14 protein-coding genes are annotated in these 14,287 nt (G+C 69.8%); 13 read left to right on the forward strand and 1 reads right to left on the reverse strand.

All coding sequences use genetic code 11. The features are described 5' to 3' along the window. Window positions 1–9: 9 nt before the first annotated feature. On the reverse strand, window positions 10–795 hold the full coding sequence (locus GPA03_RS14880) for a TipAS antibiotic-recognition domain-containing protein (protein WP_156252812.1): 786 nt from the start codon (window positions 793–795) through the stop codon (window positions 10–12). Between the two features lie 166 nt (window positions 796–961). On the opposite strand from GPA03_RS14880, the gene GPA03_RS14885 reads away from it, so the two are divergent. From GPA03_RS14885 to GPA03_RS14945, 13 genes are all read left to right on the forward strand, one after another. Then, entirely contained in the window at window positions 962–2,524 is a 1,563-nt protein-coding gene (locus GPA03_RS14885; protein ID WP_156252813.1) for an MFS transporter, read from the forward strand. A 117-nt stretch (window positions 2,525–2,641) separates the two neighbouring features. Further along, window positions 2,642–3,220 (forward strand): TetR/AcrR family transcriptional regulator, encoded by a 579-nt coding sequence (locus GPA03_RS14890; RefSeq protein WP_162458388.1) that lies wholly within the window; start codon window positions 2,642–2,644, stop codon window positions 3,218–3,220. A gap of 92 nt (window positions 3,221–3,312) precedes the next feature. Beyond that, complete coding sequence (locus GPA03_RS14895; RefSeq protein ID WP_156252815.1) at window positions 3,313–4,401, forward strand: extracellular catalytic domain type 1 short-chain-length polyhydroxyalkanoate depolymerase; 1,089 nt, start codon at window positions 3,313–3,315, stop codon at window positions 4,399–4,401. A gap of 88 nt (window positions 4,402–4,489) precedes the next feature. Then, window positions 4,490–5,683 carry an ATP-binding protein gene (locus tag GPA03_RS14900; protein ID WP_156252816.1) on the forward strand — a complete coding sequence of 398 codons (1,194 nt, stop codon included), beginning with the start codon at window positions 4,490–4,492 and terminating at the stop codon, window positions 5,681–5,683. A gap of 22 nt (window positions 5,684–5,705) precedes the next feature. Further along, window positions 5,706–6,698 (forward strand): LacI family DNA-binding transcriptional regulator, encoded by a 993-nt coding sequence (locus tag GPA03_RS14905; RefSeq protein ID WP_156252817.1) that lies wholly within the window; start codon window positions 5,706–5,708, stop codon window positions 6,696–6,698. Window positions 6,699–6,734: 36 nt separating this feature from the next. Beyond that, window positions 6,735–7,952: a Gfo/Idh/MocA family protein gene (locus GPA03_RS14910; protein ID WP_156252818.1), complete on the forward strand. Its 1,218-nt coding sequence runs from the start codon at window positions 6,735–6,737 to the stop codon at window positions 7,950–7,952. 82 nt (window positions 7,953–8,034) lie between these two features. Continuing rightward, window positions 8,035–8,946, forward strand: a complete 912-nt coding sequence (locus GPA03_RS14915; RefSeq protein WP_241681318.1) for a methyltransferase family protein — start codon at window positions 8,035–8,037, stop codon at window positions 8,944–8,946. Between the two features lie 124 nt (window positions 8,947–9,070). Beyond that, window positions 9,071–9,913: an alpha/beta fold hydrolase gene (locus GPA03_RS14920; RefSeq protein WP_156252820.1), complete on the forward strand. Its 843-nt coding sequence runs from the start codon at window positions 9,071–9,073 to the stop codon at window positions 9,911–9,913. 24 nt (window positions 9,914–9,937) lie between these two features. Then, window positions 9,938–10,513, forward strand: coding sequence for a TetR/AcrR family transcriptional regulator (locus GPA03_RS14925; RefSeq protein ID WP_156252821.1), 576 nt, complete (start codon window positions 9,938–9,940; stop codon window positions 10,511–10,513). 122 nt (window positions 10,514–10,635) lie between these two features. Then, window positions 10,636–11,703 carry an LLM class flavin-dependent oxidoreductase gene (locus GPA03_RS14930; RefSeq protein ID WP_156252822.1) on the forward strand — a complete coding sequence of 356 codons (1,068 nt, stop codon included), beginning with the start codon at window positions 10,636–10,638 and terminating at the stop codon, window positions 11,701–11,703. Further along, window positions 11,700–12,380 (forward strand): NADPH-dependent F420 reductase, encoded by a 681-nt coding sequence (locus GPA03_RS14935; protein WP_156252823.1) that lies wholly within the window; start codon window positions 11,700–11,702, stop codon window positions 12,378–12,380. Before GPA03_RS14930 ends, GPA03_RS14935 begins: the two co-directional genes overlap by 4 nt. Before the next feature lie 73 nt (window positions 12,381–12,453). Further along, window positions 12,454–12,870 (forward strand): N-acetyltransferase, encoded by a 417-nt coding sequence (locus GPA03_RS14940; protein WP_241681319.1) that lies wholly within the window; start codon window positions 12,454–12,456, stop codon window positions 12,868–12,870. A 19-nt stretch (window positions 12,871–12,889) separates the two neighbouring features. Then, the gene (locus tag GPA03_RS14945; RefSeq protein ID WP_156252824.1) at window positions 12,890–14,263 is read left to right on the forward strand and encodes a glutaminase; all 1,374 of its coding nucleotides are present in this window, start codon (window positions 12,890–12,892) and stop codon (window positions 14,261–14,263) included. Window positions 14,264–14,287: the final 24 nt, after the last annotated feature.

Consider the following 14,287-nt stretch of genomic DNA (forward strand, 5'->3'; position numbering starts at 1 on the left):
CGGCGATGCCTAGCTGCGCTGGGCAGCGTTGGCGACGAAGGCGTCGCGGATCCACTCGCCGTAGCCGGGCAGCTCGCTGCCACCCATGCTGGCGAGGTACCTCGGGTCGGCGACGTACAGGTCGGCCAGCTTGGTGTGGAAGTCCGGCGGGCAGTCGTAGTACCGGCGATCGATGTGGAGGCGGTGTGCCTCCGCGGCCTCGGTGGCGCCGGCCGAGTCCGGCGCCACTCCGGTGCGGAACACCTCGAGAAGCCCGGCGTTGACCGCGTCGGCCTCGGCCTTGATCTCGACCCAGTCCTGCTTCGTGTACCTCTTGGTACGCGCCGCTGACTGCTTCCACCGCGGGCTGTCGCCCCAGCGCTCCTGCGCCTCCTGCTGGTACTCGTCCTTGAAGGAGTCGCCGAACAGCTCGCGCATCTCCTCGTGGGACAACGGTTGGTGGTTCATTTCCTTCTCCAGTGCTTCATCGAGGGCATGAACGAGCGTGTCGAGCTCGTCCATCCGGGACCTGACCGCATCGCGCTGCCGCCTCAGGTGCTCGACCGGGTCGGCGTCACCGGCGAGAAGCTCGGCGACCTCGTCGAGGGGGAAGCCGAGCCGCCGGTAGACGACGACCTGCTGCATCCGCTCCAGGTCGGCCGGCGTGTAGAGCCGGTAGCCGGAGTAGCTGCGTTCGCTCGGGCTGAGCAGGCCGATCTCGTCGTAGTGATGGAGCGTGCGCACCGTCACCCCGAAGCGGTCGGCCACCTGGCCGACCGTCAGCGCGTCCCGTTCTGTGCTTGTCATCGCGGTCATGTCCTCGATGGTGGGGCCTCACGTCGCGTGAGGGTCAAGTGGGTACGAGAACACCCAGGGTGCCAGGGGAATAGTTAGCCGCACGCGCGGTTGACTCTACCGACCATATAGTCGGTACTGTTAGACGTGCCGGTCGGCAGACCGATCCTCGACGAAGGAGCTCCCCATGACTGACGCCCCTCCTAGGGCAACCCTGAAGAGCTGGATCGGACTCGCTGTGCTGGCGCTTCCGCTCCTGCTGATCACGATCGACGGAACGGTGCTGGTTCTGGGATTGCCGGCGATCTCTGCCGAGCTGAGTCCCACCGGTGTCGAGCAGCTGTGGATGATCGACATCTACTCGCTGGTCCTCGCCGGCCTGCTCGTGGCGATGAGCGCGCTGGGTGACCGGTTCGGGCGACGGCGGAACCTGCTCATCGGCGCCGTCATCTTCGCGATCGCCTCCGTGAGCGGCGCGCTCGCCACGGAGCCGTGGATGCTGATCGGCGCCCGCGCCCTTCTCGGCGTCGGCGGCGCGATCATGATGCCCTCCACGCTCGCGCTCGTGCGGACCATGTTCCTCGACCGGCAGCAGCGTCGATACGCGATGGCGGTGTGGGCCGCGATGGCATCGGTCGGTGCTGCCGCCGGCCCCCTCGTCGGTGGCTGGGTCATCGAGACCTTCAGCTGGCAGGCCGCGCTGCTGATGAACATCCCCGTCATGATCGCTCTGCTCATCCTCGGCCCGGCTTTGCTGCCCGAGAGCCGGAACCCCGATCTGCACCGTGTCGACGTGCCCAGCATCGTGCTGTCCCTCGTCGGCATGGTCGGCGTCGTCTACGCCATCAAGACGCTGGCCGGTGGCAAGGGCGTGGGGCTCGGGCTCGCAGTGCTCGCGGTCGGGCTGGCCGCCGTCGTAGTGTTCGTCCGTCGTCAGCTGGTGCTCCCCGCACCGCTGCTGGATGTCCGGCTGTTCGCGGTGCGCTACTTCCGCGGCGCCGTGATCGGTGACCTGTTGTCGATCTTCGCGATGGTCGGCGCCCTCGTCGCGCTCGTCCAGCATCTCCAGCTGGTGCTCGGGCTCACGCCGATCCAGGCGTCGGTCTGGCTGATCCCCCAGGCGATCTTCGCCGCTGCGGCCGCGTTCGCCGCGGCGATGCTGGTCAAGCGGTTCGCCCCCGCCCGGGTCGTGGCCGTGGGGCTGCTGGTCGCGGCGGCCGGGTTCGGGCTGACCGTGTTCCTGACGCCGACATCGAGCCCAGCGCTGATCGCGACGTCGCTCGCCCTGGTGGCGCTGGGGGCGGGCATGGGCCTGGCGCTGAGCAACGACATCATCATGAGCTCGGTCGAGCCGAGACGTGCGGGGCAGGCGGCAGCCATCTCCGAGACCGCCTACGAGCTCGGCACCACGCTCGGCACCGCCGTCCTCGGCAGCGTGCTGGTCTCCTGGTACACCCGAACCGTGACGGCTGAAGCGGCGGCGCTCGATCTTCCCGCCTCGCTCGCTGAGCGGGCGGCGTCGACCATGGCCGAGGCGCTGCTGGTCGCGGCCGAGCTCGGCGGCAGCGCGGGAGCCGCGATCCTTGGGATCGCGCAGGCGGCATTCACCGACGCGATCACGGTCACCGGTATCGCCGGCGCCGGCGTCATGATGATTGCCGCAATCTGGGCTCTCGTCACGCTGCGGGGCGCGTCACCCCACGAGGACCTCGCGGTCGAGAGCGCGAACGAGAAGGAGCCGGTGGCGTGAGTCGATCGGGCGACGACGGGCGGCATGAGCTCGTGTGCGCGCAGGATGGCGCAGCGGTACGTTCGTGCCGTCCTGAAGACCGATCGGTCGGATCTCGTGGTGAGGGGTGGGTTCTCGGTGGCTGACGCACGGGCGACACGAAGCACGCAGCGGACGCGCCGCGCCGTGCTCGACGCGGCCATGCAGGTCATGCTGGAGAAGGGCGCCGCCATCAGTCTGGCTGAGGTGGCGGCGCTCGCGGGCGTCTCGAAGAGCGGCCTCATCCACCACTTCGGCACGCGCGACCAGCTCGTCCTCGAGGTGGTCAAGGATGTGCACGAACGCTTCCGTGAGGTGGTCCTGAGTCATCTCGACCTGTCGGAGAACATCCCCGGCAAGATGCTCCGCGCCTACGTGCGAGCGCTGTGCGACCCGGTCCCGGGCACTGTTGCCGGTAGCGTCACGGCAGCCGCTGCCTGGGGCGGGCTGCATACGATCACCGAGGTCGCCGCCATCGCTGAGCAGCAGCACGCGTGGTGGAAGGAGCAGCTGGCCGCCGATGGACTGGGCGCCGAGCGCATCCAGATCGTCAGACGAGCGGCCGAGGGCGTGGCCGCTGCGGCCCTGGCGGGCGATGAGGACGAGGCCGGTATCGCCAGGGCGCGCAGCCTGCTGCTGGAGCTCGCGACCACGGGCGGCTTCAGCACCCCGATCTGAGACGCAGCCGACCGGGAGCGGCCCACTGATCGGTGACCGCTACGGGCTTTTCACCGACGCGAAGGTCTCGCTCTCGAGGTGAGGCTGGGACGGTGTCAAGCACTCAGGAGCACTCGGCCCCCAGCAGCCAGCACCCGACGGCCGCGCCCGACCCGGTTCGCCGGCGGCGATGGCCTCGGATCCTCGTTGGCGCGCTCGTCGGGGTGCCGGCCATCGTGACCGCGCTCACCGCGGTGTTCCAGCTCGGTCTTCCCTGGTGGATGGCTGACGGGGATCACAACCATGTGCACGAGAGCGCCGCAGGGTCGATGCGCTACCAGGTGCACGTCCCGCCGCAGCAGGACGGCACTGCACGGCTGCCGGTGATCATGGCGATCCACGGTTGCGGGATGACCGGCTACGGCTGGAACTCGATGAAGTTCACGACACAGCTGAACGACCTCGCCGATCGTGAGGGCTTCCTGGTCGTCTACCCGACACAACGCATGTTTCGCAGCGCGATCAACTGCTGGAACTCGGCCGATCCGCGTGAGCAGCACCGCATCGACGGCGAGCCCGCGCTCCTGGCCGGCGTGGCACGAGAGGTGGTCGAGAGCTACGACGCCGATCCCGACCAGGTGCACGTCGCGGGCGCCTCGTCCGGGGCGGGTGCGGCGGTCATCCTCGCGGCGACGTATCCGGATGTCTTCGCGACCGCGACGTCCGTGGCGGGCGGCGAGTACGCGCTGAACCAGGTGGATCCCGAGAATCCCGACGCCACTCCCGTGAGCTACACCGCACGCCAGGCCTGGTCGCAGATGGGCGATCGCGCGCGGCACGTGCCGCTTCTCGTGGTCCAGGGCACGGACGACGACGTCGTCCCGCCCCTCGTCGGTGACCGTCTCGCTGCGCAGTGGGTCGCGGTCAGCGACCTCGTGGACGACGGCTTGCTCAACGACTCCCTGGACCTGGTCGTCGACACGGCGGCTGTGCCCGCGGAGCAGGATCGCCATGCCTACACGCTGCAGTCCACCTCGCTTCCGGACGGCACGTCCGTGGTCGAGCACTACCTCGTCGACGGCATGGGTCACGCCTGGTCCGGCCCGGCTGCGGACGGGCTCTTCACCGACCGCGCGGGCCCGGATGTGAGCGCCATCCTCTGGGACTTCGCGCAGCGCCACCCGCGAGGACCGCAGCCCTGACCGGTCTCCTCGGCCGCACCGGCGACACACCATTGCCTTGTCTGCCCGCATCTGCGATCGATGCTAGACACGCAGATACTGTGCGAGCGTGGACCCGATCAGGAACCCGTACGCCCCCGGGGCGGGGCAGCGCCCTCCCGAGCTGGCCGGCCGTGACGCTGTGCTCGACGCCTTCGACGTGGTGCTCGAACGGGTCGCCCGCGGCCGACCCGAGCGCTCGATCGTGCTGACCGGGCTGCGCGGGGTGGGCAAGACTGTGCTGCTCAACGCGCTGCGGTCGGCGGCCGTGCGGGCGCGGTGGGGGACCGGCAAGCTGGAGGCGCGCCCGGACCAGTCGCTGCGCCGTCCGCTCTCGGCGGCCCTGCACACGGCGGTGCGCGAGCTCGGTCGCCCGGCCGACTCCGACGCCGTACTGGGCACGATCAAGGCGTTCGCGATGAAGGCCGCTCCTGCCAAGGCGGCGATGCGCGACCGCTGGAACCCAGGCATCGACGTGCCCGCCACCACCGGCCGGGCCGACTCCGGCGACATCGAGATCGACCTCGTGGAGCTGCTCACGGACGTGGCCGGTCTGGGCGCCGATGCGGGCAAGGGTGTCGCGATCTTCATCGACGAGATGCAGGATCTCGAGCCCGAGGACGTCTCCGCGCTGTGCGCGGCGTGCCACGAGCTGTCGCAGTCGGGGCTGCCGCTGATCGTCGTCGGCGCCGGGCTGCCGCACCTGCCCGCGGTGCTCTCGGCGTCGAAGTCCTACAGCGAGCGGCTGTTCCGCTACACCCGCATCGATCGGCTCGACCGCGCTGCCGCCGACCTCGCCCTCACCGCTCCCGCCTCCGACGAGGGCGCGGAGTTCGACGACGGCGCACTCGCCACCCTCTACGAGCTCACCGCCGGCTACCCCTACTTCGTGCAGGCCTACGGCAAGGTCGCGTGGGACGTCGCCCCGCGCTCGCCGATCAGCGCCGACGACATCGGCGTCGCCGCCCCCGAGGCCGAGGCCGAGCTGGCGGTCGGGTTCTTCGGCTCGCGCTACGAGCGCGCCACCCCGGCCGAGCGCGAGTACCTGCGAGCGATGGCCGACGTCGCCCACGAGGGGGAGGCCGAAGGTGACGTGGAAGCGGTGCCCACAGCCGCCGTCGCCAAGCTCCTGGACCGGACCCCGCAGTCGCTCTCGCCCGCGCGTGACGCCCTGCTCAAGAAGGGCCTCATCTACTCCGGCGAGCGCGGCAAGATCGCATTCACCGTGCCCCACTTCGGGCGATACCTGCGCGGGAGCGCGTGAGCCTGCTGTCAAGATGACCGGCATGGAACCAGTCCCGCCGGGCGGCGTGCGACGCCGCGTCACCCGCGCGGACGTGGCGCGGCTGGCCGGCGTCAGCACCGCGGCGGTGAGCTACGCGCTCAACGACACCTCTACGAAGGTCTCCGACGCCACCCGGGCGCGGGTGCTCGAGGCGGCAGCGACGCTCGGCTACCAGCCCAACCAGGCGGCGCGGGCGCTCAAGCTCGGGAGCACAGCGCAGCTCGGCCTGGTGGTGCCTGGCGTCCTCAATCGGTTCTTCGCCGAGATCACCGATCGTGCCGAGCTGGCGGCGGCGGCGCGCGGGCTCGCCCTCGTGGTCACGAGTGCCCGCCAGGGCGCCGCGGTCGCGGTCGAGCAGCTCGCCGCGCGGCAGGTGGACGGGGTGCTGCTCGCCGTCCGCGTGGAACCGGATGATCTTTCCCCGTTGCGGGCATCCGGCATCCCGGTCGGCACCCTGACCACCAGGCTCGACGGCGTCGCGAGCGTCGACTCCGACCGCTACCAGGGTGGGCGGCTGGCCGTCGAGCACCTCGTGGGCCACGGGCACCGGCACATCGGCTTCGTGGGCCCTGCGTTCGAGGGTCGGCGCCGGCGGGCGTGGGAGGACGTCCTCGCCGAGGCCGGATACCCGCCCGGGCCGCTGCTGCCGACCGACTTCAGCCGGGAGCAGGGCTACCAGGCGGGGCGCGCGCTCGCGGAGATGCCCGACCGGCCCACCGCGGTGTTCATCAGCTCCGACGAGCAGTCGATCGGGGTCCTGCTCGCGCTGCACGAGGCCGGCGTGCGGGTACCGGAGGACATCGCGATCGTCTCCTTCGACGGGTCCCAGGAGGCTGCGTACTGCTGGCCGCCGCTGACCACCGTGGCGCAGCCGCTCGAGGCGATGGTGGGGCTGGCCGTGGACCGGATGCTCAAGGGAGAGCCAGGGTTCACCGAGCTGGAGACCGCGCTGGTCCTCCGGCGCAGCTGCGGCTGCGAGAGCTCGCCGAGGTGACACGAGTAACCTCAGACATCTAGTAGGGTTTGCTTCATGAAGATCGGTGTCATCGGAACAGGCCAGTTCGCGCGCAGCTTCATCTCCCTGTGGCAGCTCCATCCGGATGTGGAGGCCGTGTACGTGTGCGACCTCGTGCCGGAGCGGGCCGCTGAGCACGTGGAGAAGTACGGGCTGGCGGGCTCGTTCGCCACGGCCGAGGAGCTGATGGCCTCCGACGTCGACTCCGTCGCCGTCATGACCCAGCGCTGGACCCACGGCGAGATGGTGCTGAAGGCCCTGAAGGCCGGCAAGAACGTGTACTCGTCGGTGCCGATGGCCATGACCCAGGAAGAGATCGTGGAGATCGTCCGTCTCGTCGAGGAGACCGGCCTCATCTACATGATGGGCGAGACGAGCTACTACAACCCGGCCGTCGTGTGGGCGCGCGAGAAGGTCGCCGCCGGTGAGCTGGGGCGCGTCTTCTACTCCGAGGGCGACTACGTGCACGACATGGACAACGGCTTCTACGCCGCCTACCAGTACAGCGGCGGCGAGAACTGGAAAGCCACGGCGAGCTACCCCCCGATGCTCTACCCCACGCACGCGCTCGGCGGCGTGCTCGGCGCGTTGCCCACCTACGCCACCAGCGTCAGCTGCATCGGTATCGAGGACGACCGCGGTGACGGTGTGTTTGACGCCGACGTCTCGAGGTGGGGCAACACGTTCTCGAACATGTCCGCCCTCTTCCAGCTCGCCGACGGCGGTGCGATGCGGACCAACGAGTTCCGTCGCGTCGGGTACTGGAAGGGCCACGAATCCCGGTTCCGCTTCTACGGCACCGAGGCCGTGATGGAGCAGACCGGCGATGGCGCCACGCTCAGCGTCAAGACCGAGGGCGAGGACTACGCCAAGGGTGCCACCCTCGACATCAGCGACCTCTTCTACACGAAGGAGGGGCAGCTGCCCGAGGAGTTCGGCGACGTCGACCCCGCCCTCATGCAGAGCTTCTCCTCCGGGTTGGCGAAGGTCCACGACAAGTCGCGGCTCCCGAAGGAGTTCGACGGCGCCCACAACGGTCACGAGGGCGCTCACCACTTCCTCGCCGACGACTTCGTGCGCGCCGTCACCACCGGCACGCAGCCCCCGGTCAACGCCTGGAAGGCCGCCCGGTTCACGCTGCCCGGTGTGATCGCGTACGAGTCCGCGAAGCAGGGCGGCGTGCGCCTGGAGATCCCCGACCTCGGAGACGGACCGGCCGACCCGGGCTGGTGACGCTCGACTCGGACCGGCCCTCTCGGGCGCGGTAGCCGTCGCGCAGCCGGCGGCGCCTTTGGGCATGGGTAGGTTCACCCCTGTGACCCAGCCGGCCATCGCGCGCGTGTATCTCGGCGTGCAGGCGCTCGCCGGTGCTCTGTGGTGGATCGGCGTCTTCGGATCCGACAGCATCCGGCTCTGGACGCTCGGGACGTGGGACCCGAGGCTGCTCGTCGGTCCCGATCTCGTGCTGTTCGTGGGTGGTTCCGCGCTCGCGGCGGCTCGCTCGAGCTGGCGGGTGGCCGCGGTCACGACCCTCTGGACCGGGCTGCTGACCGTGGCTCTGCTGGTCTACGGCCTCCTCGAGCGAGCGGCCGGATGGGGTGTGCTGCTGATGGCAGCAGCCACGATCGGCTCGCTCGCTGCGACACTGACGCTGCGTTCGGGCCGGATGCCGACCGGGTGGTTCTTCATCGGCCCCTTCAGCTTCCGGCCGGCTCCGGAGAGCTCTCGACGGCGTCATCTCGCTGCCAGCCTGCTCCAGCTCGTCGTGTTCTGGGTCGGCTTCTTCGCGGTGATGCCGCTGCTGCTCGTTGCGTTCGAGGCGCGCCTGCGGGTCCAGTGGGACGCCTTGAGCCACGCGCCGTGGCCCGTGCTCGGGCTGGTGATGTTCCTGGTGGCCAGCCCGCTCGGCCTCGCCTCGTGCCTGGTGATGGCGCGCCGTGGGGAGGGCTCGCCGTTGCCGTCGCGGACCGCGCGGAAGCTGGTGGTCGCCGGACCGTACCGGTGGGTGCGGAACCCGATGGCCACGGCCGGCGTCGTGCAGTCGGTCGGCGTCGGTCTGTGGTTCGGCAGCTGGACGATGATCGTCGCCGCCGTGGCGGGCGCGATTGCGTGGCACGTGGGCATCCGGCCCGTGGAGGAGGCTGACCTGCTGGCTCGGTTCGGTTCGCCGTACCGGCGGTACTGCGAGCAGGTGCGCTGCTGGGTGCCGCGGCGCAGGGTCAGGTAGGTGTGGTCCCGCCCCTCCGACAGCGTCCGGGAATAGATCCCGGCGGAGAACGTTCGTTCTCGGTGATGGGCAGTGTCGTCGGAGGACGTTGATTCTCCGCGCTGGCCACAGGATGGAAGTGATCATGGGCTACATCACCGTCGGCGAGGAGAACACCACCCCCGTCGAGCTCTACTACGAAGACCACGGCGCCGGTCAGCCGGTCGTCCTGATCCACGGCTACCCGCTCGACGGCCACAGCTGGGAGCGGCAGTCACGCGAGCTGATCGCTGCCGGCTATCGGGTGATCACGTATGACCGTCGCGGCTTCGGCAGCTCCTCGAAGGTCGAGGTGGGCTACGACTACGACACCTTCGCGGCAGATCTGAACAGCCTGCTCGAGAAGCTCGACCTCCGCGACGTCATCCTCGTGGGCTTCTCCATGGGCACCGGGGAGCTGGCGCGGTACGTGCGCACCTACGGGGCCGACCGAGTGGCCAAGCTGGCGTTCCTCGCCTCGCTCGAGCCCTTCCTCGTGCAGCGCGACGACAACCCTGACGGTGTCCCGCAGGAGGTCTTCGACGGCATCGCCGAGGCGGCTCGCAACGATCGCTACGCGTGGTTCACGCAGTTCTACAAGGACTTCTACAACCTCGACGAGACGCTCGGCGAGCGCATCGGCGAGGAAGTCGTGCACGCCAGCTGGATCACCGCCGTCGGCAGCGCGCCGGTCGCCGCGTACGCGGTCGTCCCGTCGTGGATCGAGGACTTCCGGCCGGACGTCGACGCGGTTCGCGAGGCGGCTGTGCCCACGCTGATCCTGCACGGGACTGCAGACAACATCCTGCCGATCGACGCCACGGCGCGGCGGTTCCGTCAGCTGGTTCCGGACGCCGAGTACATCGAGATCGACGGCGCTCCGCACGGTCTGCTCTGGACCCACGCGGCCGAGGTGAACGAGGCGCTGCTGCGCTTCGTCCGGGCCTGAGATCCGCGCGGGTACCGTGGTGAGATGACCGAGAAGGGCGTGCGCGCGCGGATCGTGGAGGCCGCCGACCGGTTGTTCTACGGTCACGGCATCGGTCGCGTAGGGATGGATGCGGTGCGGGACGAGGCCGGTGCCTCGCTCAAGGCGATCTACCGTGAGTTCTCGTCCAAGGAAGATCTCGTGCTCGCTGTGCTGGAGCACCGGCACCAGCTCTGGACCGCCGGGCTCGAGAGCGCGATGGTCGGGCTCACCGAGCCGCGCGAGCGCCTCCTCGCCGTGTACGACTACCTCGCCAGCTGGTTCGACGAGGCCGACTTCCGCGGCTGCGGCTTCATCAACGCCTTCGCGGAGCTCGGTGCTGACAGCCCACGGATCGCTGCGGCGGTCCGGGACCACAAGGCGTCCTTCCAGCGATACGTGGACGCCCAGGTCGTCGAGATCGGCGCCGCGCCGTCCCTCGGTCCACAGCTGGCGATCCTGGCGGAGGGCGCACAGACCTCCGCTGCGATCGCCGGCGCTCCCGATGCGGCGATGTCCGCACGCGCGGCGGCCGAGGTGCTGATCGACGCCGCGATGGCTGGGCAGGCCGACCGGGGCTGACCTGAGCGCCCTGCCCCGACATCGCGCGGAGCACACACATCAGGCACGACGGCGGTGACGGGGGCACCCCGACCGCTGTCGTTGCCAACCCCCACCCAGGCTCGAGAGGAGCCCGCACGACCATGGACGCTTCACAGATCGAGTTCGGTATCGACAGCTTCGGAGACCTGCCACGCGACGATCGAGGGGAGGTCGTCTCGCACGCGGAGGCGATCCGTGCGACCGTGGCCGAGGCCGTGCTCGCCGACCAGATCGGCATCGACGTCATCGCGCTCGGCGAGCACCACCGGCCGGAGTTCGCGATCTCCAGCCCCGAGACGGTGCTCGCCGGCATCGCGACCGCGACGAAGCGCATCCGCCTCGCCTCGGGCGTGACCGTGCTGTCCTCGGACGACCCGGTGCGCGTGTTCCAACGTTTCGCCACGGTCGACGCGCTCTCGGCCGGCCGGGCCGAGGTGATCCTGGGACGAGGATCCTTCACCGAGTCCTTCCCCTTGTTCGGTTACGACCTGCGGGACTACGAGGTGCTGTTCGAGGAGAAGATCGACCTCTTCCACCGACTGCTCGAGGAGACGCCCATCACCTGGGAAGGAACCACCCGCGCTGGGCTGCACGAGGCCGACGTGTATCCGAAGACAGAGTCCGGGCGGCTGCGCACGTGGGTGGGCGTCGGCGGGTCGCCGCAATCGGTGATCCGCACCGCCCGCTACGGATTCGAGCTCATGCTGGCCATCATCGGCGGTTCCCCCGATCGGTTCGCGCCCTATGTCGACCTGTACCGGCGAGCGGCCGAGCAGCTCGGCACCACCGTGAAGCCGGTCGGCATGCACTCGCCCGGATTCGTCGCCGCCACCGACGAGCAGGCCCGAGAGATCTTCTACCCCGGCTACAAGGAGATCCGTGACCGCATCGGGGCCCAACGCGGCTGGCCACCGATCCGACCGGAGGAGTTCGAGGCGGAGATCGAGCACGGCTCCCTGTACGTCGGGTCGGTCGAGACCGTCGCCGCGAAGATCGCGCACGCGATCCGGACCCTCGGCGCCGGCCGGTTCGACATGATCTACTCGGCCGCCGGCACCGTCACCGCCACGGCGCGGCTGCGATCGGTCGAGCTGTACGGCACCCAGGTCATCCCTCGGGTCCGCGAGCTGCTCGCGGAGCAGCCGGATCTCGCGGTGGCGGGCCGATGACGGCCCGGGGCACGATCGGGATCCTGGGAGCCGGCAAGTTCGGTACCACCGTGGCGCGCCTGGCGCTCGCAGCCGGTTACCGCGTGCTGATCTCGGGATCGGGTGACCCCGCGAGGATCGCGCTGACGACCGAAGTCCTCACGCCCGGTGCGGCCCCGGTGTCCGCCGCCGACGCCGTCGAAGCTGCGGACCTGATCATCCTGGCGCTGCCGCTCAGCCGGTACCGCGACCTGCCCGCAGCCCAGCTGGGCGGCAAGCTGGTCGTGGATGCGATGAACCACTGGTGGGAGATCGATGGCCCCCGTGAGTCGATCGTTCCCGCGGAGCTCTCCTCGAGCGAGGTCGTGCAGCAGCATCTCCATGGGTCTCGGGTGGTGAAGGCGCTGAACCACATGGGCTATCACGATCTGGAGGACGAGGCTCGACCTCATGGCAGCGCGCGGAAGGCGATCGCTGTCGCGGGGGACGAGCCCGAGGACGTCGCGATCGTCTCGGAGCTGATCGATGCCCTCGGGCTCGAGCCGCTCGCGATCGGTGATCTCGCCGCTGGGCGTCGGCTCGAGCCCGGCACGCCCGCCTTCGGTGCGAACGTCGACGCCGATCGGCTTCGCCGGCTGACGATCGAACCAATGACGCCGGAGGAACCGATCGCTGCCAGGGCCGGCGGTGCCTCTTGACACTGTTCCCGCCACACGGTGTTCACTGATCGAGCGGCAGGACGTCCGCGCGAGATGACTGGGAGGCGATCTCATGATCGAGGAGACGAGCAGCCGCGCGGCTGACGCACTGATGGACAACCGCGGCGTGAGCGTCTCGGTCGAGCTCGAGACCGGTGACCCGGTCGGCGCCTTCACCATCGCCGTCGACGGCGGTCCTCCGGTGGGCCGAGCCGAGTTCGTCGACCCTTCGGGAGCCGAGGGTGAGCGGATCTTCTTCCATACCGAGGTGGATCCGGCGTTCGGCGGCCGGGGACTGGCGAACCTCCTGCTGGCCGAGGCGCTGGCGGAGAGCATCAGTCATGGCCGCACAGTGGTCCCGTTGTGTCCGCTGTTCGCCCGCCATCTCGAGCGCAACGGCGCCGAGTTTGTCGCCGCAGGCGGCGTGTTCCGCGTCTCGACGCGTGCGGACATCACGCTGATCAGCCGCCTGACCAAGCCGCGCACCTGAGCAGGGACGGAGACAGCAGATGCGGTCGATGATTCCTGATTACCTGGACGAGGTGCTGGCAGGCGTGCGAGCGGATGCCTCGGGGCAGACGGCGAGCTACATCCCCGAGCTCGCCGCCGCCGATCCCGAGCGGCTCGCTGCCGCCTTCGCCACCGCCGACGGCGAGGTCTACGGCTCCGGTGACGTCGACGTCGAGTTCACGATCCAGTCGATCTCGAAGCCGTTCGCGTACGCGCTGGCGTTGTCCGATCGAGGGGTCGAGCCGGTGCTCGCGAAGATCGGTGTGGAGCCATCGGGGGAGGCGTTCAACGAGATCTCGCTCGAGAGCGACACCGGCCGCCCGCGCAATCCCATGATCAACGCCGGGGCGCTCACCGCCCACACGTTGGCGGGTGGAGCGCGGCTGGACGCAGGCGAGCGTGTGGAGCGGGTGGTCGAAGGCTTGTCGGCTTTCGCCGGGCGCCCGCTCGAGATCGACGAGGCCGTGTGGGCCTCGGAGATGGCACATGCGCACCGCAACCTGGCGATCGCCCACATGCTCCGCAGCCACGCGATCATCACGGAGGACCCGATGGGCGTGGTCGACGGCTACACCCGCCAGTGCTCGGTGCTCGTGACGACTCGGGACCTGGCCATGATGGCCGCGACGTTGGCCAACGGGGGCGTGAACCCGCTGACGAACGAGCAGGTCGTCGACGCAGCGGTGGTGCGGCAGGTGCTGAGCGTCATGGCCACGTGCGGCATGTATGACGCGGCGGGGGACTGGGCGACCCGGGTCGGGATCCCTGCCAAGAGCGGGGTGGCCGGGGGACTGATCGGTGCACTACCGGGTCAGGTCGGCATCGCCACCTTCTCACCTCGGCTGGACGTGCACGGGAACAGCGTCCGCGGTGTGTCGCTGTTCGAGCGGTTCACCTCGGACATGGGGATGCACGTGATGGAGGTACCGCCGCCGGCCCGGGCGGTCGTCCGGTCCAACAAGGTGCGAGGCGAGGGCGACGCCGCGACCCGGATCCTTCGGCTGCAGGGCGGGATCCGGTTCGCCGGGGCCGAGCGGGTCGTGCGCGAGGTGGTCGACAGCGCGCCCACGGAACCCCGGGTGGTCCTCGACGTCTCCCTGGTCCACTCGATCGACGACGTGGCACGGCGCATCCTGCTCGAGGTCGTACGCCGGCTGACGTTGGACGGGCACGACGTCTATCTCGTCGATCCGGAGCGAGTCATGCCCGACCCGGATCCCGGGGACGGTGGTCGGCTCACCGTCGTCGACGACCTGCAGCACGCGCTGCAGCCCGAGCGCGGCAGCGCGGTCTCAGCCCAGCACGTCCTCGGCGAGTCGCAGATTCCCAGCGGTCAGTCCGCCGTCGACCATGATCGTGGTACCAGCGGGTGAGCCGCTCTTCGCGGCGCCGGTGAT

Source organism: Pseudactinotalea terrae, assembly GCF_009733845.1.
GTDB lineage: Bacteria > Actinomycetota > Actinomycetes > Actinomycetales > Beutenbergiaceae > Pseudactinotalea > Pseudactinotalea terrae.

Excerpts from the sequence above, each read along its gene's own strand:
- GPA03_RS14910 (WP_156252818.1), top strand. The coding sequence starts at position 6,735 with ATGAAGATCGGTGTCATCGGAACAGGCCAGTTCGCGCGCAGCTTCATC.
- GPA03_RS14885 (WP_156252813.1), top strand. The coding sequence starts at position 962 with ATGACTGACGCCCCTCCTAGGGCAACCCTGAAGAGCTGGATCGGACTC.
- GPA03_RS14905 (WP_156252817.1), top strand. The coding sequence starts at position 5,706 with ATGGAACCAGTCCCGCCGGGCGGCGTGCGACGCCGCGTCACCCGCGCG.
- GPA03_RS14940 (WP_241681319.1), top strand. The coding sequence starts at position 12,454 with ATGATCGAGGAGACGAGCAGCCGCGCGGCTGACGCACTGATGGACAAC.
- GPA03_RS14880 (WP_156252812.1), bottom strand. The coding sequence starts at position 795 with ATGACCGCGATGACAAGCACAGAACGGGACGCGCTGACGGTCGGCCAG.
- GPA03_RS14920 (WP_156252820.1), top strand. The coding sequence starts at position 9,071 with ATGGGCTACATCACCGTCGGCGAGGAGAACACCACCCCCGTCGAGCTC.
- GPA03_RS14945 (WP_156252824.1), top strand. The coding sequence starts at position 12,890 with ATGCGGTCGATGATTCCTGATTACCTGGACGAGGTGCTGGCAGGCGTG.
- GPA03_RS14925 (WP_156252821.1), top strand. The coding sequence starts at position 9,938 with ATGACCGAGAAGGGCGTGCGCGCGCGGATCGTGGAGGCCGCCGACCGG.
- GPA03_RS14935 (WP_156252823.1), top strand. The coding sequence starts at position 11,700 with ATGACGGCCCGGGGCACGATCGGGATCCTGGGAGCCGGCAAGTTCGGT.
- GPA03_RS14930 (WP_156252822.1), top strand. The coding sequence starts at position 10,636 with ATGGACGCTTCACAGATCGAGTTCGGTATCGACAGCTTCGGAGACCTG.